The sequence below is a fragment of the Streptomyces sp. NPDC058326 genome (assembly GCF_042879855.1).
Taxonomy (GTDB): Bacteria; Actinomycetota; Actinomycetes; order Streptomycetales; family Streptomycetaceae; genus Streptomyces.
The window spans coordinates 126,699-150,117 of record NZ_JBHVZO010000020.1 but is presented as its reverse complement, the minus strand read 5'-3'; the positions used below and the strand labels follow the sequence as shown (position 1 = coordinate 150,117).

Here is a 23,419-nt window from a genome sequence, read left to right as displayed (position 1 = left end):
CCGTCTATGCCACCGTCGACTGTGAGGTGCCGTTCATCTGCTGCTCGACGAGGATCGCCCGCTGTTCCGTCTCCCACTCCAGCTCCGGGTCGGTGACCGAGGCCTCGGTCATGGCGCGGTCGGTGTAGACGAGGGGGCGTTCTCGTTCGGTGATGAGGTGTTTGACCACCTGCACGTTGCCGTTGACGTCCCAGACCGCGATGCCGGGGGTGAGGGTCGGGATGATCTCGACCGCCCAGCGTGGCAGGCCGAGGACCCGTCCCGTGTTGCGTGCCTCGTCGGCCTTCTGCGCGTAGATCGTCCGGGTGGAGGCCATCTTGAGGATCGCCGCCGCCTCCTTGGCCGCCGCTCCGTCGACGACGTCGGAGAGGTGGTGGACGACGGCGACGAAGGACAGGCCGAGGCGGCGGCCGAACTTGAGCAGGCGCTGGAACAGCTGGGCCACGAACGGGCTGTTGATGATGTGCCAGGCCTCCTCGACGAGGAAGATGCGCTTCTTCCGGTCGGGGCGGATCCAGGTGTGCTCCAGCCAGACGCCGACGATCGCCATGAGGATCGGCATGGCGATGGAGTTGCGGTCGATGTGGGAGAGGTCGAAGACGATGAGCGGGGCGTCGAGGTCGATGCCCACCGTCGTCGGGCCGTCGAACATGCCGCGGAGGTCGCCGTCCACCAGCCGGTCGAGCACGAGGGCCACGTCCAGGCCCCAGGCCCGTACATCGTCTATGTCGACGTTCATCGCCTCGGCGGATTCCGCCTCGGGGTGGCGGAGGCGCTCCACGATGTCGGTGAGGATCGGCTGGCGGTCGGTGGTGTGCTCGGTGACGTACGCGTGGGCGACCTTGAGCGCGAAACCGGAGCGCTCGTCGAGGCCGTGGCCCATCGCCACCTCGATGATCGTACGGAGCAGGGCGAGCTGCCCCGTGGTCGTGATCGAGGGGTCGAGGGGATTGAGGCGGATCCCGGAGTCGTTGGCGACCATCGGGTCCAGGCGGATGGGGGTTATCCCCAGCTCCTGGGCGATGAGGTTCCACTCGCCGACGCCGTCCTCGCCCTGGGCGTCGAGGACGACGACCTGCCGGTCGCGGAAGCGGAGCTGGCGGAGCACGTACGTCTTCTCCAGGGCCGACTTGCCGTTGCCGGACTCGCCGAGGACCAGCCAGTGCGGGGCGGGGAGCTGCTGCCCGTACAGCTGGAAGGGGTCGTAGATGTACCCCTTGCCGCTGTAGACCTCGCGGCCGATGATGACGCCGGAGTCGCCGAGGCCGGGAGCGGCGGTCGGCAGGTAGACGGCCTGGGCCTGTCCGGTGGAGGTGCGGACGGGCAGACGGGTCGTCTCCACCTTCCCGAAGAGGAAGGAGGTGAAGGCTTCGGTGAGGACGGACAGCGGATCTCGCATGGGTCTGTGCCCCTTCGGCCCTAGCGGCGGATGCCGGTCGCGAACGGCAAGGTGTTCACAAAGGCCCGGTGGTGCTCGCGGTCGCACCACTCCAGCTTCAGATACGACTTGCCGGCGGAGGCCCTGATCGTGCGCTTGTCCCGGGCCAGGGCCTCGGGCGAACGCGACGACACCGTGATGTACCCGACGAGGTTCACCCCGGCCGCGCCGCTGGCGAGATCTTCACCCCGCTGGTCGAGCCGGCCGTGGGCGGCGATGTCGCGCGGGTCGACCGTGCGGTTCATCTTGGCGGCGCGGCTTGCGTCGGCCTCGTCGTTGGTCTTCTCGGTGAGCATCCGCTCGATGGCGACCTCGGTGGGTTCCAGATCCATGGTGACGGCGACCGTACGGATGACGTCGGGGGTGTGGACGAGGAGGGGCGCGAGGAAGTTGACGCCGACCGGGGTCATCGGCCACTCCTTCACCCAGGCCGTGGCGTGGCACCAGGGGGCGCGGGTGGAGGACTCGCGGGTCTTCGCCTGGAGGTACGTCGGTTCCATCGCGTCGAGTTCGGCCGGCCAAGCGTTTCGTTTCGTCATGGCCTGGATGTGGTCGATCGGGTGGTCCGGGTCGTACATGGAGTGCACGAGGGAGGCGAGCCGGGACTGGCCGAGGGGCTGGCGGACCCGGATGTCGGCCTCGGCGAGACGGGCGCAGATGTCGGTGAGCTCGCGGGCCATGACGACGGCGAGGCCGGCGTCGCGGTCGAGGCGGCGGGCGCCGGAGGCGTGCTTGGCGGCACGGGCCATGGCGTTGGCCTCGGCGGCGAGTTCGCGTGTGTAGTGCATGCAGGCGACGAGGTAGGCGCGGTGCTGCTCGCTGGAGGTGGAGACCATCGACTGGAGCTGCTCGTACGACTCCATGAGCCACGCGGGCGCGTGCGGGTCGCCGCGCTGGCTGACGTCCTTGGCGTGCGCGTCCGGGTCGGCGGGGAGGGTGCGGGCCAGCATCTGGAGGCGGGTCACGAAGCCGTCGCCGTTGGCGACGTGCTTCAGGAGGGTGCCGAAGCGGTCGACCAGGGCCTCCTGGTCCTCGCTGTCGCGCAGGCCGACGCCGGGGCCCTCGATCTCGATGGCGGCCGTGACCGTACGGCGGTCGGCGTGCAGGAGGACGGCGATCTCGTCGGGACCGAAGGGGGCGGCGAGCCAGCCGACGCGGCCGATGCCGGGGGGCGGGCCGACCTCGACCTCGCGGCCGTCCAGGCGGGTGCCGGCCTCGGCGACGACGGAACGGTAGGCCGTGCCGCGCTTGAGCATCCGCTTGTAGCTGCGGTTGATCTCGAACCACTTGTAGAAGGTGCGGTGCTTGTACGGGAGGTACACGGCGGCGATCGCGAGCATGGGCAGGCCGGCGAGGAGCGCGATCCGCACGGGGAGGACGGGGACGAGGAGTCCGCTCATCATGCCGAGGAAGGCGCCGACGATGATCAGGGCGATCTCGCCGGTCTCGCGGTTCTTGCCGACGATCGCGTTCGGCCGGGCACGGCCCACGAGATACGTACGGCGGGGCGCGACCGGCTGGGACTGGGTCGTCAACGCCCTCCACCTCCAGAGTTCTTGCGGTTGCTGTGCGGGGTGCCCGTGGTGGGGCTGCTGCTACGGGGCGGGGGCGGGGGAGCCGCACCGCCGGCGCCGCCGCCACCGCCGCGGCTGCTGTGGGCGGCCATGCCGCCGGACATGGGGTTGGCGGGGCGGGGGCCGGAGCCCAGGGAGGACTGGCCGCCGTCGCCGCGGGAGCTGTGGGTCTTGATGCCCTGGGAGACGAGGGAGGCGGGGGAGGTCATGACGGCCGCGGCGGCGTTCTCGCCCGCGCGGTGGAGGCGGTTGTTGCGGGAGGCGGCGATCTCGTCGCCGAAGCCGGGGACGAAGCGGTAGATCATCGCGGAGGCGAAGATCGCGAGCAGGATGATCGCGAGGCCGGACACGACGGCGGAGAACGAGTCGGGGCCGGTGCCGGAGGAGAGCGCGCCGGCCAGACCGAGGACGATCACGATGACCGGTTTGACCAGGATGATCGCGATCATGATGCCGGCCCAGCGGCGGACGTGGCCCCACATGTTCTTGTCGACGAGACCGGAGTAGACGACGACGCCGAGGAGCGCGCCGACGTACAGCATGACGGCGCGGAGGAACAGCTCCAGGTACAGCACGCCCGCGGCGACGACCGTCACCAGGGACACGATGATCAGCATGATCGGGCCGCCGCCGATGCTGTCGCCCTTCTGCAGGGCCTGCTTGAAGCTGCCGAAGAAGACATCGGTCTGCTGGCCGGTGCCGGAGGCGATGACCTCGGTGACGGCGTCGGTGGCGTTGACGACGGTGTAGAGGATCAGCGGCGTGAAGGCGGAGGCCAGGACCGTCAGCCAGAGGAAACCGATGGCTTCGGAGAGCGCGGTCGTGAGGGGGACGCCCCGGATGGCGCGCTTGGCGACGGCGAGGAGCCAGAGGAGGAGGGTGAGGAAGGTGGAGGCGGCGAAGACGATCGCGTACCGGCCGAGGAACTCCAGGTTGGTGAAGTCGACGTCCGCGGTCTCTTTGACGGCCTTGGAGAGGTAGTCGATGGTGGCTACGGCGGCGTCGGCGCAGCCTCGGGCGAGGGAGGAGAGCGGGTCGACCGCGGAGGTGGGATCGGGGACGGATCCGCCGCCGGACCCGCCGCCCGTCTGACCCTGTTCGCACAGATCCCTGGCCTGTCCCACGATGAGGCCACAGTCGTTGTTCGAGGTGCTCGGGGACGGTGTGGGCCCGGAGGGTGTCGGGGTGGGCGCGGCGTACGCGGACGGGGCGAGGAGGAACGGCGCGGCGAGGAACGCCGCGGTGAGCGTGGCCGACGCACGGCCCGCCAGGCTGCGGCTAGCGGGCATAGGTGAAGCCTCCGTATCCCTCGACTGCCGAGGCGATCTCGTCGGCTGCGGAGGCTCGGTTGTCCCCGTTGACCGGAGTCGGGCCCTCGGTCTGGCTGGACGAGCTGATCCGCCAGTCTCCCCCGACCCAGGTGAGCTTCTGGGTGAGGGTGAACCAGCTGGACGTGACGGGCTTGGTCGAGCCGGCGCCGGCCAGGCCGAAGAGGCCGGTGCACCAGACCTCGACGGTCGCGGAGGTGTCGGTCTGGTCGCGGACCTTGGCGCCGACCGGAACGGTGCGGGACACGAAGGTCAGGCCGGAGGGCGCGGAGCCGTTCGCGTCGAGTCCGACGCTCGTCATGAAGTCGGCCGAGTAGGAGGCGTCCAGACGCTTGAGCAGGTCGTCGGCGACGGCGGGGTCGTGGGTGGCGCGCACGATGTCCTCGCGGCTGCCGTCCTGGAACATCCCGTCCGACCCCAGCACCACCGCATAGTTCGACGCCGCGCTCTGTGCGCCCTGTTCGTCGTGGGCGTAGCCCGTGGGGATGGTGCCGTTCTTGCCTTGGACCGGGCGGACGCCCGTCGCCGCTGTCGGGGCCGTCTTGCCGGGGGTGGGGCCCGCCGCGTCCGCCAGGTCGCCGCCGCCCCGGTTGGCGAAGGCGATCGCCGCGACGAGGAGGACCACCACGCCCACGACCGTGATGAGGGAGCGGGAGCTGCGGACGGGGCGGCGGGCGCCGCCGTAGACGTCGCCGCTGTTGCCTTCGGGCAGGCGGGTCCGGGTCTGGCCCGAGCCGCCCACGCCGCCGAAGCTGTCGTGCTCGTCACCGGGACTCATGCCGGGTACGCCCCCTCACTGGTTCGCGGTACGGGCAGGCTGCAACATGACTGGACATCAGGGAACGCAATCTCAGGAGGATGGGGCCCGACGGGGTATCAGACGGCCATCCCGTACACGATCGTGAACAGCGTCCCCAGGGAGCCGATGATGAAGACGCCGGTCAGGCCGGCCACGATGAGGCCCTTGCCCTGCTCCGCGCTGAACGTGTCGCGGAGGGCGGTGGCGCCGATGCGCTGCTTGGCCGCTCCCCAGATGGCGATGCCGAGGCAGAGCAGGATGGCCACGGCCATCACGACCTCGATCATGATCTTGGCCTCGGCGCCCAGGCTGCCGAACGGGCCCCAGTTCGGGGCGATTCCACCGATGATGGTGGTGATGTCGCCCTTTTCTGCCGCCAGGTACATGTAACTCACCGCCCCTGTTGGGTAGTTAGCTGCCCCTGCCGGACGGCATGGGTCATCACCCTATCTTCGCTGATGAAACCGCCCGCGTGTGACGGCTTGGCGGCTCTCTTTACCCGTTCCCCGCACACTTGACCGGTCTGACCGTCTTGACCTGCGGTGGTGTGGCCGGTTTCCACGCGAAGAAGCGTATGGTCACTCTGTGTATCACGGAGGGTGACTCCGGGCAATGATTGTCGTTGTTGCACTCTTGGGGCCGCGTCGGACCCGTGGGACCTGCGGCGTGTGACCGGTTCGTCGCGCACCGTCCCCCTCGGGTGTCTCGCCGCCTAGACTGACCGCCGGGGCGTACTGCCATGGGCCGAGGGGTGGTTGACGGTGCGTAGGGCTGGCAAGGCGTGGCTGGTGTCCGGAGGGGTCTTCGGGCTCTGTGTCGGCTTCGTCGCACTGCTCGTCGTCGGTACGTACTCCGCCGCGGCCGGTCTCGTCGGCGGCGCGGGAAGCGCGAAGAACGGCACCGTGGCCCTGGCCAAGGGCGCCGTCCCCGCCCTCTACCAGGGGCTCGTGCAGCGGTGGGGGAACCTCTGTCCCGCCATCAACCCGGCCCTGCTCGCCGCCCAGCTCTACCAGGAGAGCGGCTGGAACCCGCGGGCCGTCTCCCCTGCCGACGCCCGGGGCATCGCCCAGTTCATCCCCGGCACCTGGGCCGCGCACGGCGTGGACGGTGACGGGGACGGTGACCGGGACATCTGGGATCCCAAGGACGCGATCGCGTCGGCGGCCTCGTACGACTGCGAGCTCGCCGGGTACGTGAAGGACGTGCCCGGTGACCCGACGAGCAACATGCTGGCCGCGTACAACGCGGGCGCGTACCGGGTGATCAGGCACGGCGGGGTTCCGCCGTTCACGGAGACCCGGAACTACGTGCGCATCATCCGGTCCCTGGAGAAGAGCTTCGCCCGGCCCGTGGGGCGCGTCGAGCCCTCCCGGCAGGCGGCGGGCGCGATCCACTACGCGCAGCAGAAGCTCGGCACGCCGTACCTGTGGGGCGGTACGGGCACGGCCGCGCAGAACGGCCGGTTCGACTGCTCCGGGCTCACCCAGGCCGCGTACGAGAGCGTCGGCATCGATCTGCCGCGCGTCGCCAACGACCAGTACAACGCGGGGCCGCACCCCTCGCGTGACGAGCTGCTCCCGGGAGACCTGGTCTTCTTCTCCGACGACCTGACCAACTCCCGCGCCATCCGTCACGTGGGCATCTACGTGGGCGGCGGGTACATGATCGACGCGCCGCGCACGGGGGCGGTGATCCGTTTCGACCGGATCGACACCCCGGACTACTTCGGCGCGACCCGGGTCACGGCGGAGGGCGCGGCCGCGCTCCCGACCCATCTGCCGCAGCCCTGAACGGAGGAGACGGACCGTCCGGTCGTACCGGACATGGCCGGAACTCTCCGTCATGCGCAGGCCCTGAGCTGCGGTGAACCGTCACTCTTCGATAACGTCATCATGATCCACCGGAGAGAGCGGAACGTGCGCCTCACGCGGTTCGTTCCCTGATCCGACCGCTCTGACCACGGGGGTTGGAAAACACAGACACGAGAGCAAGGGGCCTCAGCAGATGGCTGGACTCGCATCGGACGGTTCGAACCCCGATGTCAGCCTGCTCTATGACATCAACGGGCTGGCCAAGGCCGCCCCTCCGTGGTTCGACCGGGTCATGGAGTTCGTCGGCGAGTACGGGATCATGCTCGCGATGGCTCTCGTCTGCCTGTGGTGCTGGTGGAGCGTCCGCCGCCGCGGCACCCTCGCCGACTCCGTCTCGGCCGTCGCCGGGCTCGTGTGGGCCCCGCTGGCCGCCGGCGTCGCCCTCCTGGTGAACATCCCCATCCGGGGCTTCGTCGAGCGTCCCAGACCCTTCAAGGACCACCAGGGGCTGGAGGTCCTCATCGACGGGAAGACCGACTTCTCCTTCGTCAGTGACCACGCCACCCTGGCGATGGCCCTCGGCGTCGGCGTCTTCGTCGCCCACCGGAGGTTCGGGGCGGTCGCCATCGGACTCGCCCTCACCGAGGGCTTCGCGCGGGTCTACATGGGCGTCCACTACCCGACGGACGTGATCGGCGGCTTCGCCCTCGGTACGGCGGTCGCGCTGCTCCTCGCCCCGCTCGCCCTCGCGCTGCTCACCCCGGTGGTCTCCGCCGTCGCCCGCTCGGGCCGCGCCGCCGGGCTCGTCCGCTCCCGCCGGGCCGACGCGCGGAGGCGCCCGGAAGCGGTCGGCCTCCCCGAACCGCGGGTCGGCGGCCCGGCCCCCGGCACCGACCGGAACGACCTCGCGGCCTGATCCGGCCGGTCGGGCTCCCCCCGGCCTGGTCAGGGCTGATCGGGCCAGGTCTGGTCAGGGCTGATCGGGCCAGGTCTGCTCGGGCCGTGCCTGATCGGGGCGGTGCCTCTCAGGAATCTCCGCTGTCTGCCGTACGGACGTGGTCCGCCGCGTCCGTACGGGCGCGGTCCCTGGACCGGCGTGCGGGGCCCGACCAGCCGCAGCTGCAGCGTGCCAGCGCGAACGAGCCGCGCTCCGTCGTCGTGGCGGTGTGATGAGTGGACTGGGCGTGCACTCCACCACCGTACTGCGCGTGACGGCACGCGCCGACCGTCGTTATGCGGAGCGGGTCTCCCCGGGCCCGTGGGCCCGGGGAAGGGCGGGTCCCGGGCAAGCAGCGGTGAGGCGTTGGGGGTTGGCGGACGATGGTGGTGCAGGGGTACGGGCGTCCGGGCGCTCGCGCGAGCGGGGCGTTCGCCGTCACCGCCGTCCTGGTCGGCTCCCTCGTCGGGACCGCGGCGGTCACCGGGTGCGCCGCCCCCGAGGACCCGAAGCCCACGGTCGATCCCGTGCTCGTCGTACGGAACGCGGCCGACGTGCTGACGAAGGCCGGCACCTCCAAGGCGAGCACCTCCATGGAGATGGCGGCGGGCGGGACCCGGGTCACCATCCGGGGCGAGGGGGGCTACGACTTCCGGCGCCGTACCGGACGGCTCCAGGTGGTGCTGCCGAAGGATCCGGCCGGGACCGGCGCGCACCGGCCGATCACCGAGCTCCTCACCCCCGGCGCCCTCTACATGAAGAACCGGGGGGCCGGGGTGCCCGCCGGCAAGTGGGTCCGGGTCGACACCACCACCCTCGACGACGGGAACCTCGTCACGGGCGGAGCCACCGATCCGGCCGCGGCCGCGGAGCTGCTCCGGGGCGCCCGGAAGGTCACGTACCTCGGCGAGACCGAGCTGGCAGGGGTGAAAGTCAGCCACTACCGGGGGATCGCCGACATCGCCCACGCGGCCAGGGTCGCCTCGCCGCAGCTGCGCGGGCCGCTCGCCGCGGCGGCGAAAGGGTTCACCACGGACACCGTGCCCTTCGACGCGTACCTCGACGGGGAGGGGCGGCTGCGGAAGGTGCGCCACCAGTTCAGCTTCAGCAACCAGGGCCGTACGGTCGCGGTCGCGTCGACGACGCTGCTTTACGGCTTCGGCGTCCGTGTCGAGGTGACGCTGCCGGACCGCCGGGACATCTACGCGGGGAAGATCAAGGGCTGACCTCGCGCGGTGCTGGTGTGGACCATCGGCAAATGGTCCGGACGTGTCATGCGCGGTGCGTGGCGCCGTCCCTACGCTGGGAGGCCGCTGGGAGACCGACGCCGGCAGGAAGAGGTGGATGCGCGTGGCCCCGCCCGGTACAGCAATCGTGCCCGCAGACCCGGACTGCGTCGCCCTCGCCGAGATCGAACTGTGCGGCGAGCTGATCATCGCCGCGTCGGCCGCGGACGGGGAACGGCTCAGCGCCGACCGGATCGACGAGGTGCTGCGGGTGGCGTCGGAGCAGGCCGTGGAGGACCACTGACGGGTGCGGGCCGGTCCGTCCCACTTCGTACGGGCCGGCCCCGTCTCGGTCCTCGCTCAGGTGCGGAGCATGCGGGCGATGGCCTTCGTGGCCTCCTCGACCTTGGCGTCGATGCCCTCGCCGGTCGCCGCCGCGTCGGCGACGCAGTGCCGCAGGTGCTCCTCCAGGAGCTGGAGCGCGAAGGACTGGAGCGCCTTCGTGGAGGCGGAGACCTGAGTGAGTATGTCGATGCAGTAGACGTCCTCGTCGACCATCCGCTGCAGACCGCGGATCTGGCCCTCGATCCGGCGGAGCCGCTTGAGGTGCTCGTCCTTCTGCTTGTGGTAGCCGTGCACACCGTGCCCGTGGTCGGCCGGCCCGACGGCCTCGACGGCCTCGGGGGTGACCTGGTCCGCCTCGGTGGTCGTCATCGCGTCCTCCCGTTGTCCATTAAGGGGGGTATACCCCTCGTGGGTATATGGTACCGATCCCCGCCGATCCGGGCGGGGGTCCGTACGGTTCACTGTGCCTGATGGGCGACACTGAGAGGACGCCGGTTAGCCGTGGCCGGATGATGCGCCTAGCATCAGCCTGACCGAAACCCAGCACCCCGAGGACCCCACGTGCGATTTCGTCTGACCCCCAGGGAGACGAGCTTCTACGACATGTTCGCCGCCTCCGCGGACAACATCGTCACGGGCTCGAAGCTCCTGATGGAACTGCTCGGAGCGGAGCCTTCCGCCCGGGCCGAGATCGCGGAGCGGATGCGGGCAGCGGAGCACGCCGGCGACGACGCGACCCACGCGATCTTCCACCAGCTGAACTCCTCCTTCATCACGCCGTTCGACCGCGAGGACATCTACAACCTCGCCTCCTCCCTCGACGACATCATGGACTTCATGGAGGAGGCCGTCGACCTGGTCGTCCTCTACAACGTCGAAGAGCTCCCCAAGGGTGTCGAGCAGCAGATCGAGGTCCTGGCCCGCGCGGCCGAGCTGACCGCCGAGGCCATGCCGAACCTGCGGACGATGGCCAACCTCACCGAGTACTGGATCGAGGTCAACCGGCTCGAGAACCAGGCCGACCAGATCCACCGCAAGCTGCTCGCCCAGCTCTTCAACGGCAAGTACGACGCCATCGAGGTGCTCAAGCTCAAGCAGATCGTCGACGTGCTGGAAGAGGCGGCCGACGCGTTCGAGCACGTGGCCAACACGGTGGAGACCATCGCGGTCAAGGAGTCCTGAGCTTCGTGGACACCTTCGCTCTGATCGTGACCATCGGTGTCGCGCTCGGCTTCACGTATACGAACGGCTTTCACGACTCCGCCAACGCCATCGCCACCTCGGTGTCGACCCGGGCGCTGACCCCCCGGGCGGCGCTGGCGATGGCGGCTGTCATGAACCTCGCGGGTGCCTTCATGGGCAGCGGGGTCGCCAAGACGGTCAGTGAGGGGCTCATCGAGACGCCGGTCGGCGACAAGGGGATGGGCATCCTCTTCGCCGCGCTCGTCGGCGCGATCATCTGGAACCTGATCACCTGGTACTTCGGTCTGCCGTCCTCCTCCTCGCACGCCCTGTTCGGCGGCATGGTGGGTGCGGCGCTCGCCGGTGGTACCGAGGTGCTCTGGGGCGGCGTCCTCGACAAGGTCGTCATCCCGATGTTCATCTCGCCGTTCGTCGGTCTGATCGCCGGCTACCTCGTCATGTGCGCGATCATGTGGGTGTTCCGCAAGGCGAACCCGCACAAGGCCAAGCGGGGCTTCCGTATCGCGCAGACGGTGTCGGCGGCCGGCATGGCGCTCGGTCACGGTCTGCAGGACGCGCAGAAGACCATGGGCATCGTGGTGATGGCCCTGGTCATCGCCGATGTGCAGCAGGCGGGCGACGACATCCCGGTGTGGGTGAAGATCGCGTGCGCCGTGATGCTCTCGCTGGGTACGTACGCGGGCGGCTGGCGCATCATGCGGACGCTCGGCCGGAAGATCATCGAGCTGGACCCTCCGCAGGGTTTCGCGGCGGAGACCACGGGTGCGTCGATCATGTTCGGCTCGGCGTTCCTGTTCCACGCGCCGATCTCGACGACCCATGTCATCACCTCCGCGATCATGGGTGTGGGGGCGACGAAGCGGGTCAACGCGGTGCGCTGGGGTGTCGCCAAGAACATCATCCTGGGCTGGTTCATCACGATGCCGGCGGCTGCTCTGGTCGCCGCCACGAGCTTCTACGTGGTGCAGCTCTTCTTCGGCTGAGGCCGATGATGGCTGGAAATGGTCGGGCCCGGCTCCCCTGTGGGGGAGCCGGGCCCTTCGTCTTACGGTGGCACCGCCATGCAGCACCGCAGACGCGGTTGCCCCGCACGTGGTCACCCTGGGCCGGGGGCGTGGTCGCTGCCCCCGGTGGTGGGTTCACACGGGCCGGACGTCTTTGGCCGCAGCGTCTTTAGCCGAAGCGGCCCGAGATGTAGTCCTCGGTGGCCTGGACGCTCGGGTTGGAGAAGATGCGCTCGGTGTCGTCCAGCTCGATCAGCTTGCCGGGCTGGCCCACGGCCGCCAGGTTGAAGAAGGCGGTGCGGTCCGAGACGCGGGCGGCCTGCTGCATGTTGTGCGTCACGATGACGATCGTGAAGCGCTCCTTCAGCTCGCCGATCAGGTCCTCGATGGCGAGGGTCGAGATCGGGTCGAGGGCCGAGCACGGCTCGTCCATCAGGAGGACGTCCGGTTCGACGGCGATGGCGCGGGCGATGCAGAGGCGCTGCTGCTGGCCACCGGAGAGGCCGGAGCCCGGCTTGTTGAGGCGGTCCTTGACCTCGTTCCACAGGTTGGCGCCCTTGAGGGACTTCTCGACGATGTCGGCCAGCTGGGACTTCTTGTAGCTGCCGTTGAGGCGCAGGCCCGCCGCCACGTTGTCGAAGATCGACATGGTGGGGAAGGGGTTGGGGCGCTGGAAGACCATGCCGACCGTGCGGCGCACGGCGACCGGGTCGACGTTCGTCCCGTACAGGTTCTCGTCGTCCAGCATCACCTTGCCCTCGACGCGGCCGCCGGGGGTGACCTCGTGCATCCGGTTCAGGGTGCGCAGGAAGGTGGACTTGCCGCAGCCGGACGGGCCGATGAAGGCCGTCACGGAGCGGGGCTCGACGGTCATGGAGATGTCGTCGATCGCCTTGTGGGCGCCGTAGTAGGCGGAGAGGCCGCTGACGTCGATGCGCTTGGCCATGTGAATCACTTCCAATTGCCGCTGGTCAGCGGGCGGTCTTCGGGGCCTTCCAGCGGGCGATGCCGCGGGCCACCAGGTTGAGGATCATGACGAAGGCGATCAGGACGAGCGCGGCGCCCCAGGCACGGGCCATCGCGGCGTCGGTGCCGACCGCGAACTGCTCGTACACGTAGAGCGGGAGGGAGGACTGCGCGCCTTCGAAGGGGTTCGGGTTGATGAGCTTCGTACCGAACACGAGGAGCAGGACCGGGGCCGTCTCACCGGTGATGCGGGCGACCGCCAGCATGACGCCGGTGGTGATGCCGCCGATCGCGGTGGGCAGGACCACCTTCAGGATGGTGCGCCACTTGGGGATGCCGAGGGCGAGGGAGGCCTCGCGGAGCTCGTTCGGGACGAGCTTGAGCATCTCCTCGGTGGAGCGGACCACGACCGGCATCATCAGGATGGACAGGGCCATCGCGCCGGCGAAACCGGAGGGCCCGAAGCCCAGCATCAGATTCCAGGTGGCGAGGATGAAGAGGCCGGCGACGATCGACGGGATGCCCGTCATGACGTCGACGAAGAAGGTGACGGCCTGGGCGAGCTTTCCGCCGCCGTACTCGACGAGGTAGACCGCGGTCAGCAGGCCGATCGGCGCGGCGATCAGGGTCGCGATGCCGACCTGCTCGATGGTGCCGAGCAGCGCGTGGTAGACGCCGCCGCCGGCCTCGGCGTCGAGGACGCCGTTCATCGAGTGGCCCAGGAAGTAGCCGTCGAGGACGCCCATGCCCTTGCTGATCGTGACCCAGGCGAGGGAGAGCAGCGGGACGACGGCGAGGACGAAGCAGACCCAGACGAGGCTGGTGGCGACGCGGTCCTTGGCCTGGCGGCTGCCCTCGACCTTGGTGGTCAGGACGTACGTGGTGAGGACGAAGAGCAGCGCGGCGATGAGGCCCCACTGGACCTTGCTGTGCCAGCCGGCGGCGAGGCCGATGCCGATGCCCGCGGCGATGGAGAAGGCGGCGACGGCGGCCGGCGTCCAGCGCGGGAGGCGGGCGTGGGAGAGGGATCCGCGGGGCGGTGCGACCGCGACCGGGCGTTCCTGAATGGCGTGGCTCATGCCGCTGCCCCCGAGTACTCCTTGCGGCGGCCGATGATCCAGCGGGCGGCGCCGTTGACCAGCAGGGTGATGGCGAAGAGGACGAGACCGGAGGCGATGAGCGCGTCCCGGCCGTACTCGTTGGCCTCGTTGAACTTGGCGGCGATGTTCTGTGCGAAGGTGCCGCCGCCCGGGTCGAGCAGGTGGCCCGAGATGAGGAAGCTGGGGGAGAGGACCACGGCGACGGCCATGGTCTCGCCGAGTGCGCGGCCGAGGCCGAGCATGGAGGCGGAGATGATGCCGGAGCGGCCGAAGGGCAGCACCGACATGCGGATGACCTCCCAGCGCGTGGCGCCGAGGGCGAGGGCTGCCTCTTCGTGCATCTTCGGGACTTGGAGGAAGACCTCACGGGTCACGTTGGTGATGATCGGCAGGATCATGATCGCCAGCAGGATGCCGACGGTGAAGAGAGAGCGGGCGGGGCCCTCGTTGGCCTTGTCGAAGATGTACGTCCAGCCCAGGTACTGGTCGAGCCACTGGTTCAGGCCGTCCAGGTACGGGACGAGGAAGATCGCGCCCCAGAGGCCGTAGATGATGCTGGGCACGGCGGCGAGCAGGTCGACGACGTACGCGAGCGGCTTGGCCAGCTTGCGCGGGGCGTAGTGCGAGATGAACAGCGCGATCCCGATGGCGACGGGGACGGCGATGAGCATCGCGATGATCGACGAGACGACCGTGCCGAAGGCGAGGACGGCGATGCCGAAGGCCGGCGGGCTGCCCGCCGGGTTCCACTCGAAGGTGGTGAAGAAGTTCGTGCTGTCCTGCGAGATCGCGAGGATGGCGCGGTAGGCGAGGAAGCCGGCGATCGCGGCCATGATCACGAGGAGGGTGATGCCGGAGCCTCGGGACAGGCCGCTGAAGATGCGGTCTCCGGGGCGCGAGGCGCTCTTGGCGCCCCGGCTCCTCTGTATGTCTGGTGTGGTGGTAGCCATCTGCTTCTCCGGTCTGCGGGGCCCCTACGGGTGTACGGGCTCCTGGCGGCGGTGCACCGGATGCCGGGCCGGCCCCCCTGGGGAGGGCCGGGCCCGGCCGGGGGTCAGGACAGGGTGGGGACGATCGCGCGGACCTTGGCGGCGATCTCGGCCGGCAGCGGGGCGTAGCCGGCGTCGGTGAGGACCTTCTGGCCCTCCTCGCTCACGGTGTAGTTGAGGAACGCCTTCAGGGTCGGCAGGGTCTCCGCCTTGTTGCCCTTGTCGCAGGCGATCTCGTAGGTGACGAGGACGATCGGGTAGGCGCCCTCGGCCTTCGTCGCGTAGTCCAGGGAGAGGGCGACGTCGTTGCCGGTGCCCTTGACCTTGGCGGCGGCGATGGCCTTGGAGGCGTTCTCCGAGGTGGCGGCGACCGGGGCGGAGGCGCCGGTGGCGATGCTGACGGTGGAGATCTTGTTCGCGGTGGCGTACGAGAGCTCGAAGTAGCCGATGGAGCCCTCGGCGTCCTTGACGGCGGTGGCGACGCCGGAGGAGCCGTTCGCGGCCTGGCCGCCCTGGGCGGGCCACGACTTCGCCTTCGGGTCGTGCTTCCAGTCTGCAGCGGCGGCGGTGGAGAGGTACTTGCCGAGGTTCTGGGTGGTGCCCGACTCGTCGGAGCGGTGGAAGGCCTGGATCGTGCTGTCGGGGAGCTTGGCGCCCGGGTTCAGCTTGGCGATCGCGGGGTCGTTCCACTTGGTGATCTTGTTGTCGAAGATCTTGGCGATGGTGGAGGCGTCCAGGACCAGGTTGTCCACGCCCTCCAGCTTGTAGCCGATGGCGATGGGGCCGCCGACCATCGGGAGGTTGACGCCCTTGCCGCCCTTGCAGATCTTCTGCGACTCGGCGACCTCTTCCTCCTTCAGGGCGGAGTCGGAGCCCGCGAAGGCGACCTGGCCCTGGTTGAACTTGGTGATGCCGCCGCCGGAGCCGATGCCCTGGTAGTTGATCTCGACGCCCTCGCAGGCGGCCTGGAAGTTCTTGACCCACAGGTCCATCGCGTTCTTCTGCGCGCTGGAGCCGGCGGCGAGGAGCTGGCCCTTGGCGCCCTCGCACGCGATGTTCGACGCGGCGGTGGAGGACTTGGTGCCGTCCTGCTTGGCCGGCGTCTCCGTGTTGTTGTCCGAACCACACGCCGAGAGGACGAGCGCACCGGAGACGACGAGGGCACCGATCGCGGAGGCGCGAAGCCCGTTCTTGCGCGAAAGCTTCACTTTCGGGTGTTCCTTCCAGAAGCCGCCTTGTCGCGGACCGTGTGTCCTGAACGTTCTACGGCGGCGTGTGTCGGTGGGCGGTGCGTCGCTGTGTTCTGTGCACCGTGTACGTCCGAAATTAGGCAGAACAGGTGAAGCGGTCGGCCGAAGAGAGTGAACGGGAAGTGAACCGTGCCGTAAGCCCGGGTGTGGGTGGCCCGGTGACCGGGTGGGACGGCTCAGTGGCGGGTCGCTCGGTGGCGGGTCGCGACGGCCGCGTCCAGGAGCTCTCGGTCCCTCGGCCGGGTGAGGCGGGCCCTGGCCGCCGTGGGCGGCAGCCAGAGCAGGGCGTCGACCTCTCTGGAGGGCGTGAAGGTGCCGTCGAGGGCGCGGGCGGCCCAGTAGTCGACCTCCTTGGGGCGCCCGTCCACCGTGTAGCGGACGGTGGGCAGGCGTGGGCCGAGCTCGCAGTGGCTGCCCGTCTCCTCGTGGACCTCGCGCAGCGCGCACGCCTCCGCCGTCTCGCCGCGTTTCCGCTTGCCCTTCGGGTGGGACCAGTCGTCCCACTTCGGCCGGTGGACGAGGGCGATCTCGATGCCGTGGCCGGAAAGCGCCGGGCGCCACAGGACGCAGCCCGCCGCGAGGACCGGGCCCCGGTCGTCGTTCACGGGACCGGGGCCGTCGTTCTGCGCCAGGCGCGCTGGAAGGCGAAGCGGGCTGCCTCGACCTCGTGGCGCTGGTCGGCGTGGAGGACGCCCAGGGCGTACGCGGTCGCCGGGGCGATGCGCGGGGTGCGGGCGGCGGTGGCGGCTGCCGTGGCGGCCTCGGCGGCGTCACGGTGCCGGTCGAGGGCGCGGGCGGCCTGGTAGAGGCCGGAGTCGGGTTCGCCGCCGGTGTGCAGGGCCTCGCAGGCGTACCGGTGGAGGCGGAGCAGGAGCCGTGTCTGGTGCCAGGGCGCGTCCTGGCCCTCTCCTGCGGCGAGCGCGAGGGCGTCCGCGTTGTACGGGTGGGCCGCCCGCGTCAGGGGCAGGGCGGCCACCGCTTCCAGGAGGCGCCGTTCGGCGACCTCGGCGGGGCCGTCGAGGACCTCGACGGCGGGCGCCGCGCCGACGGGGCCGAGGGGCACCTCGGAGGCCAGGAGGGCGACGGCGTCGGCGACGGCGTGGAAGCGGGACGAGCCGAGCGCCTGGAGGGAGGCCGAGTGGGCACGTGTACGGGCCAGGGTCAGCTGGCGTTCGAGGAGGGCGCCGGCCCGGGCGGCGCCGACGGTGAGTCCGGCCGCCTCGCTGCCCCGGGCGGCGGGTACGGGGCCGCCGCCGGTGCCGTTCCCCGTACCGCTCGACAGGCGGGACAGCGCGTCCACAAGGCGGACGAGCCGGGAGGTGCACGCGTGTTCGAGGGCCAGGGTGCCGGAGAGCCAGGCCAGCTCCGTGCGCAGCTGATCGGCCCAGGCCTGGTCGAGGAGCGGCCGGAAGGTGTGGAGCGTGCCGCTGATCCGGCGGGCGGCGCCGCGCAGGGTGCGGGCCGCCTCCTCCGATCCGGCCGTGTCCGAGCCGCTCTCGGCGTGGAGCCGGAGGCCGCGGAGGAAGTCCGCGGCCCGGGCGTGCAGGTAGGGGGCCAGGACCTCGCCCGCGGTGACGTCCTGTGACAGGTCAGGGTTGTGCACGCCGGCGCCTCCGCGCGTCGATGAGCATCTCCTGGACGTGCCGCAGCGGCCGTCCGTCGGGGTCGGTCGCGTGCCGCGTCCAGTTCCCGTCGGGGCCGAGGTGCCAGGAGGAGGTGGTGTCGGACATCCCGGTCTCCAGGAGCCGGGTGAGAGCCGCCCGGTGGGCCGGGTCGGAGACCCGTACGAGGGCCTCGATCCGGCGGTCCAGGTTGCGGTGCATCATGTCGGCGCTGCCGAACCAGACCTCGGGTTCGCCGCCGTTGCCGAAGGCGAAGACCCGGGAGTGCTCCAGGAAGCGGCCGAGGATCGAACGGACCCGGATGTTCTCCGAGAGGCCGGTGACCCCGGGGCGTACGGCGCAGATGCCGCGGACCCAGATGTCGACGGGGACGCCGGCCCGTGAGGCCTGGTAGCAGGCGTCGATGATCGCCTCGTCGACCAGCGAGTTGACCTTGATCCGTACGTACGCGGGCCGTCCGGCGCGGTGGTGGGCGATCTCCTTGGTGATCCGGGAGACCAGACCGTCGCGCAGCGACTTCGGGGCGGTGAGCAGACGCCGGTAGGTCTCGCGGCGGGAGTAGCCGGAGAGCCGGTTGAAGAGGTCGGAGAGGTCCGCGCCGACCTGCGGGTCGGCCGTGAGCAGGCCGAGGTCCTCGTACAGGCGGGCCGTCTTCGGGTGGTAGTTGCCGGTGCCGACGTGCGAGTACCGGCGGAGGAGCTCGCCCTCCTGCCGTACGACGAGCGACAGCTTGCAGTGGGTCTTCAGGCCGACGAGGCCGTACACGACGTGGCAGCCGGCCTCCTCCAGCTTCCGCGCCCACTTGATGTTGGCCTGCTCGTCGAAGCGGGCCTTGATCTCGACGAGGACGAGGACCTGCTTGCCGGACTCGGCGGCGTCGATGAGGGCGTCCACGATCGGGGAGTCGCCCGAGGTCCGGTACAGCGTCTGCTTGATCGCGAGGACGTCCGGGTCGGCCGCCGCCTGCTCCAGGAAGGCCTGCACGGACGTCGAGAACGAGTCGTACGGGTGGTGCAGGAGCACGTCCCGCTCGCGCAGCGCGGCGAAGATGTCCGGCGGGGACGCCGACTCGACCTCGGCGAGGTCCCGGTGGGTGCCGGCGATGAACTTCGGGAACTTCAGCTCGGGCCTGTCCTGCCCGGCGATCCCGAAGAGCCCCGTGAGGTCCAGCGGGCCCGGCAGCGGGTACACCTCGGCGTCGGAGACCTTCAGCTCACGTACGAGCAGGTCGAGGACGTACGGGTCGATGGACTCCTCGACCTCCAGGCGCACCGGCGGCCCGAAGCGGCGCCGCATGAGCTCCTTCTCCAGGGCCTGGAGCAGGTTCTCCGCGTCGTCCTCCTCGACCTCCAGGTCCTCGTTCCTGGTCACCCGGAACATGTGGTGCGCGAGCACCTCCATGCCGGGGAACAGCTCCTCCAGGTGCGCCGCGATCACGTCCTCCAGGGGGACGTACCGCTGCGGGGAGGCCTCCAGGAAGCGGGTGAGCAGCGGCGGCACCTTCACGCGCGCGAAGTGGCGGTGGCCGCTCACCGGATTGCGTACGACGACGGCGAGGTTGAGGCTCAGGCCGGAGATGTACGGGAAGGGGTGTGCCGGGTCCACGGCCAGCGGGGTGAGGACCGGGAAGATCTGCTGGCGGAACAGGGTGAAGAGCCGCGCCTGCTCCTTCTCCGTGAGCTCGGGCCAGCGGATCAGGTGGATGCCCTCGTCGGCCAGGGCGGGGGCCACGTCCTGCTGGAAGCAGGCGGCGTGCCGGGCCATGAGCTCGCGCGACCGCGTCCAGATCAGCTCCAGGACCTCGCGGGGCTGGAGTCCGGAAGCGGAGCGGGTGGCGACACCGGTCGCGATGCGGCGCTTGAGGCCGGCGACCCGGACCATGAAGAACTCGTCGAGGTTCGAGGCGAAGATCGCGAGGAAGTTCGCCCGTTCGAGGAGGGGGGTCGACGGGTCCTCGGCGAGTTCGAGGACGCGTTCGTTGAACGCGAGCCAGCTGCGCTCCCGGTCGAGGAAACGCCCCTGCGGCAGCTCGTCGCCGAGTGTGCCGTCGTCCTCGTACGTGTCGGGGTCGGCGTCCAGGTCGGGGTCGAGGTCGGTCACGACGGTGCCGTTCACCACGTGCGCGCGGTGCGCGGCTATGGAACCGACGGACGGCTGGGCGGACGCCGGGGCGCCGGGCGTGGCGGACGACTGGGCGTTCGGCGTGGCGGAGGACTGGACGGGGACCTCGGCGGGCTGCTGGCTCATGGCCCCATTCTTCCGCGCGAAGGGGTGTCCGGGCGCGTCGGAGCGGGCCGTGGGGGAGGGAAGTCTCCCCTTGGGGAGAGCGGACACGGAGCGCTTCATTGCGTGAGCGTCGCAAGCGCGTCTGAATGGCTGGTAACGGGGACGTGTCGTGGGGGAATCGGGGGCGGGGCCGTGGGCGGCCCCGCCCCGTTTCCCTCGCTACGGGTGCCGCGCGCGCAGGACGCGGAAGGCGGCGTACAGGGCGAGGGCGGCGAGGGCGAGGACGATGCCGGACTCGATGAGCTGGGTGGGCCAGAAATGGGACTGGGGGTGGTAGTCGAGGTACTGGGTGGTGACGCCGTGCCGGGCCTGGCACGCTGCCTCCACCTTGCCCCAGAGGCCTTCGGTGCTGTCCGTGCCCGGGGTCATCGCCGCCTCCTCCCAGCAGATCGACTCGTTGAAGCGGGCGCCGGAGGAGGTGAGGAGACCCGAGTCCATGATCAGGCCGTTCTCCGGGGCCCAGAGCGTGCCCCCCGCCTGGGCGGTGACCGTCTTCACCGGGAGGATCGACCAGCGGTACGCACCGAGGACGAGGACGACCACGCCCAGGACCAGGCCCGTCGCCGCCATCGCGACGAGCGTGCGGCGGATCAACTGGCCGAGGAGGGCGCCCACGGCGACGGCGGCGAGGAGGTACGCGAGGAGGACGATGCCGGTCGCCTCGTACGGGCCCCGCTCGGACCAGCTCAGTGACCAGCTGCCCCCGACCCGGCCCCAGCCGATCCGGAAGACCGCCATGAGGGCGAGCGCGGTCACGAGGGCGGTGGCGGTCGCGGTGACGAGCTTGGCGCGGAGCCAGGCTGCCGGACTCACCGACTGGGTGAGGGACAGCTTGTACGTCCCGGACTCGAACTCGCGGGCGATCAGCGGGCCCGCGACGAAGGCGCCGACGAGGAGCGGAAGGAGAACCATCCCTATGGAGAGTTCCTCGATCGCGAAGCGGAGCAGGTGGTGGGCGCGGTTTCCGTCGGCCACGTCCAGGTACCCGTCCTGCACCTGCACGTCCGGTGTCTGCGCGTCCCAGATCCGCAGCCCCCCGATCACCACGAGCGCCAGGAGCACCAGCGCCCCCGTCAGCCACAGTGTCCGCCGGTACTGGCGGACCGTCACCCAGTAGGGGCCCTTCAGGGCGAGGGTGCTCATGCCGGGGCTCCTTCGGTGACGGGGGTGGTGCGGAGGTGGGCGAGGAGGAGGTCCTCCAGGGAGGGCTGCGCCGTCTCCCAGGGGCCTTCGACCGGGCCTTCGTGGCGTACGAGGGCGGTGAGCTGGCGGCCCGTGGTGCGGGATTCGACGACTGTGTGCGGGGCGAGGTCGGCCACGGGGCCGGTGAGGAGGGTGTGGGCGGCGAGGAGTTCGTCGACGGGGCCGTCGAGCCGGACCTTGCCGCCGTGGAGCAGGAGCAGGTGGTCGCAGGCGCCCTCCAGCTCCGTGAGGATGTGCGAGGACATGACGACGGTGGTGCCGTGTTCGGCGGCTTCGGCCATGAGCAGGCCCATCAGCTGATGCCGGGCGAGCGGGTCGAGGTCGGCCATCGGCTCGTCGAGGAGCATCAGTTCGGGCCGCTTGCCGAGGGCGAGCGCGAGGGCCACGCGGGTGCGCTGGCCGCCGGAGAGGTGGTGCACGAGGGTGTCGGAGGAGAAGCCTCCGCCCTCGATGACCCGCTCGGCGACGGCCGAGTGCCAGCGGCCCGGGTTGAGTTCGCGGCCCATGCGCAGCGTGTCGGCGACGCTGAGCCGGGGGTGGAGCGGCTTGTCCTGGGCGACGTACGCGAGGTGTTCGCGGGCGGGCGCCTCGATGGTGCCCTCGGTGGGGCGCAGGAGCCCGGCGGCGAGGGCGAGGAGGGTGGACTTGCCGGCGCCGTTGGGGCCGACGAGGGCGCAGATCCGGCCGGTGGGGAGGGTGAGGTCGCACTCCCGGAGTGCCCAGCCGCGGCCTCTTCGTCCTCCGTACCGTTTGCCGAGCAGGTCGGCCTCCAGCGCGATGCCGTCCTTGGTCATGCGTCGTCCCCCTCGAAGTGTTCCTTCAGTACGGATGTGAAGAGCGCGGCCACGTCCTCGCGCTCCAGGCCGGCGGCGCGTGCCCGGCGGGCCCAGTCGGTGAGTTCGCCGCGCAGCGGCGAGTCGGCGGGGCCGGTGCCGAGGGTGGCGCGGACGAAGGTGCCGAGGCCGCGGCGGGCCTCGACGAGACCTTCGCGTTCGAGCTCGCGATAGGCCTTGAGGACCGTGTTGGGGTTGATCGCCGTCGCTTCGACGACCTCGCGTGCGGTGGGCAGGCGGTCGCCGGGCTCCAGGAGGCCCATGCGGAGGGCCTGTTTCGTCTGCTGGACGATCTGGAGGTAGGTGGCGACGCCGCTGCGCCGGTCGATGCGGTACTCGAGCACGATCCCTTGCACCACCCTTTCACTAATCAAGTAGTGAAAGGGTGGTGCAAAGAAGGGGGCGGTGTCAACCGCCCCCTTCCCGGAGGGACTTACGACTCCCTGTTCAGGACTCCGAGCTCACGACTCCGTGCGGTACATCAGGTCCACCTCGTGCGTGGTGAAGCCCAGGCCCTCGTAGACCCGCACCGCCGACGTGTTGTCCGCGTCCACGTACAGCATCGCCGTCGGCAGCCCCTGCGCCGCCAGGTGGCGCAGGCCGATCGCCGTGAGCGCCTTGCCGAGGCCGCCGCCCTGGGCGTCGGGCAGGATGCCGACCACGTACACCTCGCCGAGCTGCTCCTCGGCGTGGGTCTTCGTCCAGTGGTAGCCGATCAGCCGGCCGTCCTTCTCGGCGAGGAAGAAGCCCTTCGGGTCGAACCAGGGCTCGGCCATCCGGTCGTCCAGGTCCCGCTGGGTGAGCGAGCCCTGCTCCGGGTGGTGGGCGAAGGCGGCGGCGTTGGCGGCGAGCCAGGCCGCGTCGTCCTGGCCCGGGGCGAACGTACGGACCGTGACGCCCGCGGGCAGGACCGGCTCGGGGATGTCCAGCGGCACGAGGGACCGGCGGAGCTGGCGCAGCTCGCGGAAGAGCGTCAGACCGAGGACCTGCGCGAGGTGCCGGGCCGCCGCCTTGCCGCCGTGTGCCCAGACCCGCAGCCGCTTGCCGGAGGCGGCGAGCAGGGCGGTGCCGAGCGCCCGGCCGTGGCCGCGGCCCCGGTGGGCCGGGTGGACGACCAGTTCGGCGGCCGGGGCCTCGATCGGGTCCGTCTCCTCCAGCTGGGCGTAGCCGTAGAGGTGGGGGCCGACGGTGAGCAGGAAGTGCCGCACGCCCTCGCGCCTGCCGTTCCGCAGATAGAGCCGCCCCTGCTCGGAGACGGCGTGCAGGGCGTCCGCGTGGTCGGCGGCCTCGAGCAGGTCCAGTACGTCCTGGATCTGCTCGGGGGTGAGCTCGTCGTAGGTGTGGATCTGCCGTCCGGGTTCGAGGGCCGGTGCCGCGTCGGAAGTCATGGCACGAGCCTACGGCGACACTTCGTCAGCCAGCGGCAACTGTCTTGTAACCAGCCACCCCCTGTTGCGCTACGCGCGTTGACTCTAGGCTGCACGCGCAACGGGGAGCAGATCAAT

General features: G+C 70.5%; 23 protein-coding genes. 6 read left to right on the top strand and 17 right to left on the bottom strand.

From position 1 onward, the window contains the following. Window positions 1-4: 4 nt before the first annotated feature. The 5 genes from ACFVYX_RS29885 to ACFVYX_RS29865 form a co-directional block, all read right to left on the bottom strand. Window positions 5-1,399: an ATP-binding protein gene (locus tag ACFVYX_RS29885; protein ID WP_389684601.1), complete on the bottom strand. Its 1,395-nt coding sequence runs from the start codon at window positions 1,397-1,399 to the stop codon at window positions 5-7. 20 nt (window positions 1,400-1,419) lie between these two features. Further along, window positions 1,420-2,973, bottom strand: a complete 1,554-nt coding sequence (locus tag ACFVYX_RS29880; RefSeq protein ID WP_389684600.1) for an SCO6880 family protein — start codon at window positions 2,971-2,973, stop codon at window positions 1,420-1,422. Next, window positions 2,970-4,301: a hypothetical protein gene (locus ACFVYX_RS29875; protein ID WP_389684599.1), complete on the bottom strand. Its 1,332-nt coding sequence runs from the start codon at window positions 4,299-4,301 to the stop codon at window positions 2,970-2,972. The genes ACFVYX_RS29880 and ACFVYX_RS29875 overlap by 4 nt, the downstream gene beginning before the upstream one ends. Beyond that, window positions 4,291-5,118, bottom strand: a complete 828-nt coding sequence (locus tag ACFVYX_RS29870) for a hypothetical protein (RefSeq protein WP_389684598.1) — start codon at window positions 5,116-5,118, stop codon at window positions 4,291-4,293. Before ACFVYX_RS29870 ends, ACFVYX_RS29875 begins: the two co-directional genes overlap by 11 nt. A 98-nt stretch (window positions 5,119-5,216) precedes the next feature. After that, complete coding sequence (locus ACFVYX_RS29865) at window positions 5,217-5,525, bottom strand: hypothetical protein (protein WP_017242359.1); 309 nt, start codon at window positions 5,523-5,525, stop codon at window positions 5,217-5,219. 402 nt (window positions 5,526-5,927) lie between these two features. On the opposite strand from ACFVYX_RS29865, the gene ACFVYX_RS29860 reads away from it, so the two are divergent. The 4 genes from ACFVYX_RS29860 to ACFVYX_RS29845 all read left to right on the top strand — a co-directional run bounded on the left by ACFVYX_RS29860 (window position 5,928) and on the right by ACFVYX_RS29845 (window position 9,417). Further along, window positions 5,928-6,929, top strand: coding sequence for an NlpC/P60 family protein (locus tag ACFVYX_RS29860; RefSeq protein ID WP_389684597.1), 1,002 nt, complete (start codon window positions 5,928-5,930; stop codon window positions 6,927-6,929). Window positions 6,930-7,143: 214 nt separating this feature from the next. After that, window positions 7,144-7,866, top strand: coding sequence for a phosphatase PAP2 family protein (locus ACFVYX_RS29855; protein WP_389684596.1), 723 nt, complete (start codon window positions 7,144-7,146; stop codon window positions 7,864-7,866). A gap of 404 nt (window positions 7,867-8,270) precedes the next feature. After that, the gene (locus ACFVYX_RS29850) at window positions 8,271-9,113 is read left to right on the top strand and encodes a hypothetical protein (protein WP_389684595.1); all 843 of its coding nucleotides are present in this window, start codon (window positions 8,271-8,273) and stop codon (window positions 9,111-9,113) included. 118 nt (window positions 9,114-9,231) lie between these two features. Next, entirely contained in the window at window positions 9,232-9,417 is a 186-nt protein-coding gene (locus tag ACFVYX_RS29845) for a hypothetical protein (RefSeq protein WP_389684594.1), read from the top strand. Window positions 9,418-9,473: 56 nt separating this feature from the next. Here the strand turns inward: ACFVYX_RS29845 and ACFVYX_RS29840 are convergent, their stop codons facing one another. Further along, complete coding sequence (locus tag ACFVYX_RS29840) at window positions 9,474-9,827, bottom strand: metal-sensitive transcriptional regulator (protein WP_389684593.1); 354 nt, start codon at window positions 9,825-9,827, stop codon at window positions 9,474-9,476. Between the two features lie 192 nt (window positions 9,828-10,019). On the opposite strand from ACFVYX_RS29840, the gene ACFVYX_RS29835 reads away from it, so the two are divergent. Together ACFVYX_RS29835 and ACFVYX_RS29830 are read left to right on the top strand one after the other, a co-directional pair. Continuing rightward, window positions 10,020-10,640, top strand: a complete 621-nt coding sequence (locus tag ACFVYX_RS29835; RefSeq protein WP_327163361.1) for a DUF47 family protein — start codon at window positions 10,020-10,022, stop codon at window positions 10,638-10,640. Window positions 10,641-10,645: 5 nt separating this feature from the next. Next, window positions 10,646-11,644, top strand: a complete 999-nt coding sequence (locus tag ACFVYX_RS29830) for an anion permease (RefSeq protein WP_389684592.1) — start codon at window positions 10,646-10,648, stop codon at window positions 11,642-11,644. 190 nt (window positions 11,645-11,834) lie between these two features. On the opposite strand, the gene pstB is transcribed toward ACFVYX_RS29830, so the two are convergent. The 11 genes from pstB to mshD all read right to left on the bottom strand — a co-directional run bounded on the left by pstB (window position 11,835) and on the right by mshD (window position 23,302). Next, entirely contained in the window at window positions 11,835-12,611 is a 777-nt protein-coding gene (gene pstB / locus ACFVYX_RS29825; protein ID WP_389684591.1) for a phosphate ABC transporter ATP-binding protein PstB, read from the bottom strand. 25 nt (window positions 12,612-12,636) lie between these two features. Next, on the bottom strand, window positions 12,637-13,710 hold the full coding sequence (pstA, locus tag ACFVYX_RS29820; protein ID WP_389684590.1) for a phosphate ABC transporter permease PstA: 1,074 nt from the start codon (window positions 13,708-13,710) through the stop codon (window positions 12,637-12,639). Further along, window positions 13,707-14,681: a phosphate ABC transporter permease subunit PstC gene (pstC, locus tag ACFVYX_RS29815; protein WP_389684589.1), complete on the bottom strand. Its 975-nt coding sequence runs from the start codon at window positions 14,679-14,681 to the stop codon at window positions 13,707-13,709. Before pstC ends, pstA begins: the two co-directional genes overlap by 4 nt. Before the next feature lie 104 nt (window positions 14,682-14,785). Continuing rightward, entirely contained in the window at window positions 14,786-15,928 is a 1,143-nt protein-coding gene (pstS, locus tag ACFVYX_RS29810; RefSeq protein ID WP_389684588.1) for a phosphate ABC transporter substrate-binding protein PstS, read from the bottom strand. Window positions 15,929-16,146: 218 nt separating this feature from the next. Further along, window positions 16,147-16,575 (bottom strand): NUDIX hydrolase, encoded by a 429-nt coding sequence (locus ACFVYX_RS29805; protein WP_389684587.1) that lies wholly within the window; start codon window positions 16,573-16,575, stop codon window positions 16,147-16,149. Beyond that, window positions 16,572-17,573 carry a CHAD domain-containing protein gene (locus ACFVYX_RS29800; RefSeq protein ID WP_389684586.1) on the bottom strand — a complete coding sequence of 334 codons (1,002 nt, stop codon included), beginning with the start codon at window positions 17,571-17,573 and terminating at the stop codon, window positions 16,572-16,574. Before ACFVYX_RS29800 ends, ACFVYX_RS29805 begins: the two co-directional genes overlap by 4 nt. Then, window positions 17,560-19,839 (bottom strand): RNA degradosome polyphosphate kinase, encoded by a 2,280-nt coding sequence (locus ACFVYX_RS29795; protein ID WP_389684585.1) that lies wholly within the window; start codon window positions 19,837-19,839, stop codon window positions 17,560-17,562. Before ACFVYX_RS29795 ends, ACFVYX_RS29800 begins: the two co-directional genes overlap by 14 nt. 198 nt (window positions 19,840-20,037) lie before the next feature. After that, window positions 20,038-21,021: an ABC transporter permease subunit gene (locus tag ACFVYX_RS29790; protein ID WP_389684584.1), complete on the bottom strand. Its 984-nt coding sequence runs from the start codon at window positions 21,019-21,021 to the stop codon at window positions 20,038-20,040. Next, complete coding sequence (locus ACFVYX_RS29785; RefSeq protein ID WP_389684583.1) at window positions 21,018-21,875, bottom strand: ABC transporter ATP-binding protein; 858 nt, start codon at window positions 21,873-21,875, stop codon at window positions 21,018-21,020. The genes ACFVYX_RS29790 and ACFVYX_RS29785 overlap by 4 nt, the downstream gene beginning before the upstream one ends. Beyond that, window positions 21,872-22,258 carry a GntR family transcriptional regulator gene (locus tag ACFVYX_RS29780; RefSeq protein WP_389684582.1) on the bottom strand — a complete coding sequence of 129 codons (387 nt, stop codon included), beginning with the start codon at window positions 22,256-22,258 and terminating at the stop codon, window positions 21,872-21,874. The genes ACFVYX_RS29785 and ACFVYX_RS29780 overlap by 4 nt, the downstream gene beginning before the upstream one ends. Before the next feature lie 117 nt (window positions 22,259-22,375). Further along, the gene (mshD, locus tag ACFVYX_RS29775; protein ID WP_389684581.1) at window positions 22,376-23,302 is read right to left on the bottom strand and encodes a mycothiol synthase; all 927 of its coding nucleotides are present in this window, start codon (window positions 23,300-23,302) and stop codon (window positions 22,376-22,378) included. Window positions 23,303-23,419: the final 117 nt, after the last annotated feature.

Bases quoted from the DNA above. Each gene is read 5' to 3' on its own strand.
- ACFVYX_RS29885 (WP_389684601.1), bottom strand. From the start codon at position 1,399: ATGCGAGATCCGCTGTCCGTCCTCACCGAAGCCTTCACCTCCTTCCTC.
- ACFVYX_RS29875 (WP_389684599.1), bottom strand. From the start codon at position 4,301: ATGCCCGCTAGCCGCAGCCTGGCGGGCCGTGCGTCGGCCACGCTCACC.
- ACFVYX_RS29870 (WP_389684598.1), bottom strand. From the start codon at position 5,118: ATGAGTCCCGGTGACGAGCACGACAGCTTCGGCGGCGTGGGCGGCTCG.
- ACFVYX_RS29865 (WP_017242359.1), bottom strand. From the start codon at position 5,525: ATGTACCTGGCGGCAGAAAAGGGCGACATCACCACCATCATCGGTGGA.
- ACFVYX_RS29855 (WP_389684596.1), top strand. From the start codon at position 7,144: ATGGCTGGACTCGCATCGGACGGTTCGAACCCCGATGTCAGCCTGCTC.
- ACFVYX_RS29850 (WP_389684595.1), top strand. From the start codon at position 8,271: ATGGTGGTGCAGGGGTACGGGCGTCCGGGCGCTCGCGCGAGCGGGGCG.
- ACFVYX_RS29845 (WP_389684594.1), top strand. From the start codon at position 9,232: ATGCGCGTGGCCCCGCCCGGTACAGCAATCGTGCCCGCAGACCCGGAC.
- ACFVYX_RS29840 (WP_389684593.1), bottom strand. From the start codon at position 9,827: ATGACGACCACCGAGGCGGACCAGGTCACCCCCGAGGCCGTCGAGGCC.
- pstB (WP_389684591.1), bottom strand. From the start codon at position 12,611: ATGGCCAAGCGCATCGACGTCAGCGGCCTCTCCGCCTACTACGGCGCC.
- pstA (WP_389684590.1), bottom strand. From the start codon at position 13,710: ATGAGCCACGCCATTCAGGAACGCCCGGTCGCGGTCGCACCGCCCCGC.
- pstC (WP_389684589.1), bottom strand. From the start codon at position 14,681: ATGGCTACCACCACACCAGACATACAGAGGAGCCGGGGCGCCAAGAGC.
- ACFVYX_RS29795 (WP_389684585.1), bottom strand. From the start codon at position 19,839: ATGAGCCAGCAGCCCGCCGAGGTCCCCGTCCAGTCCTCCGCCACGCCG.
- ACFVYX_RS29790 (WP_389684584.1), bottom strand. From the start codon at position 21,021: ATGAGCACCCTCGCCCTGAAGGGCCCCTACTGGGTGACGGTCCGCCAG.
- ACFVYX_RS29785 (WP_389684583.1), bottom strand. From the start codon at position 21,875: ATGACCAAGGACGGCATCGCGCTGGAGGCCGACCTGCTCGGCAAACGG.
- mshD (WP_389684581.1), bottom strand. From the start codon at position 23,302: ATGACTTCCGACGCGGCACCGGCCCTCGAACCCGGACGGCAGATCCAC.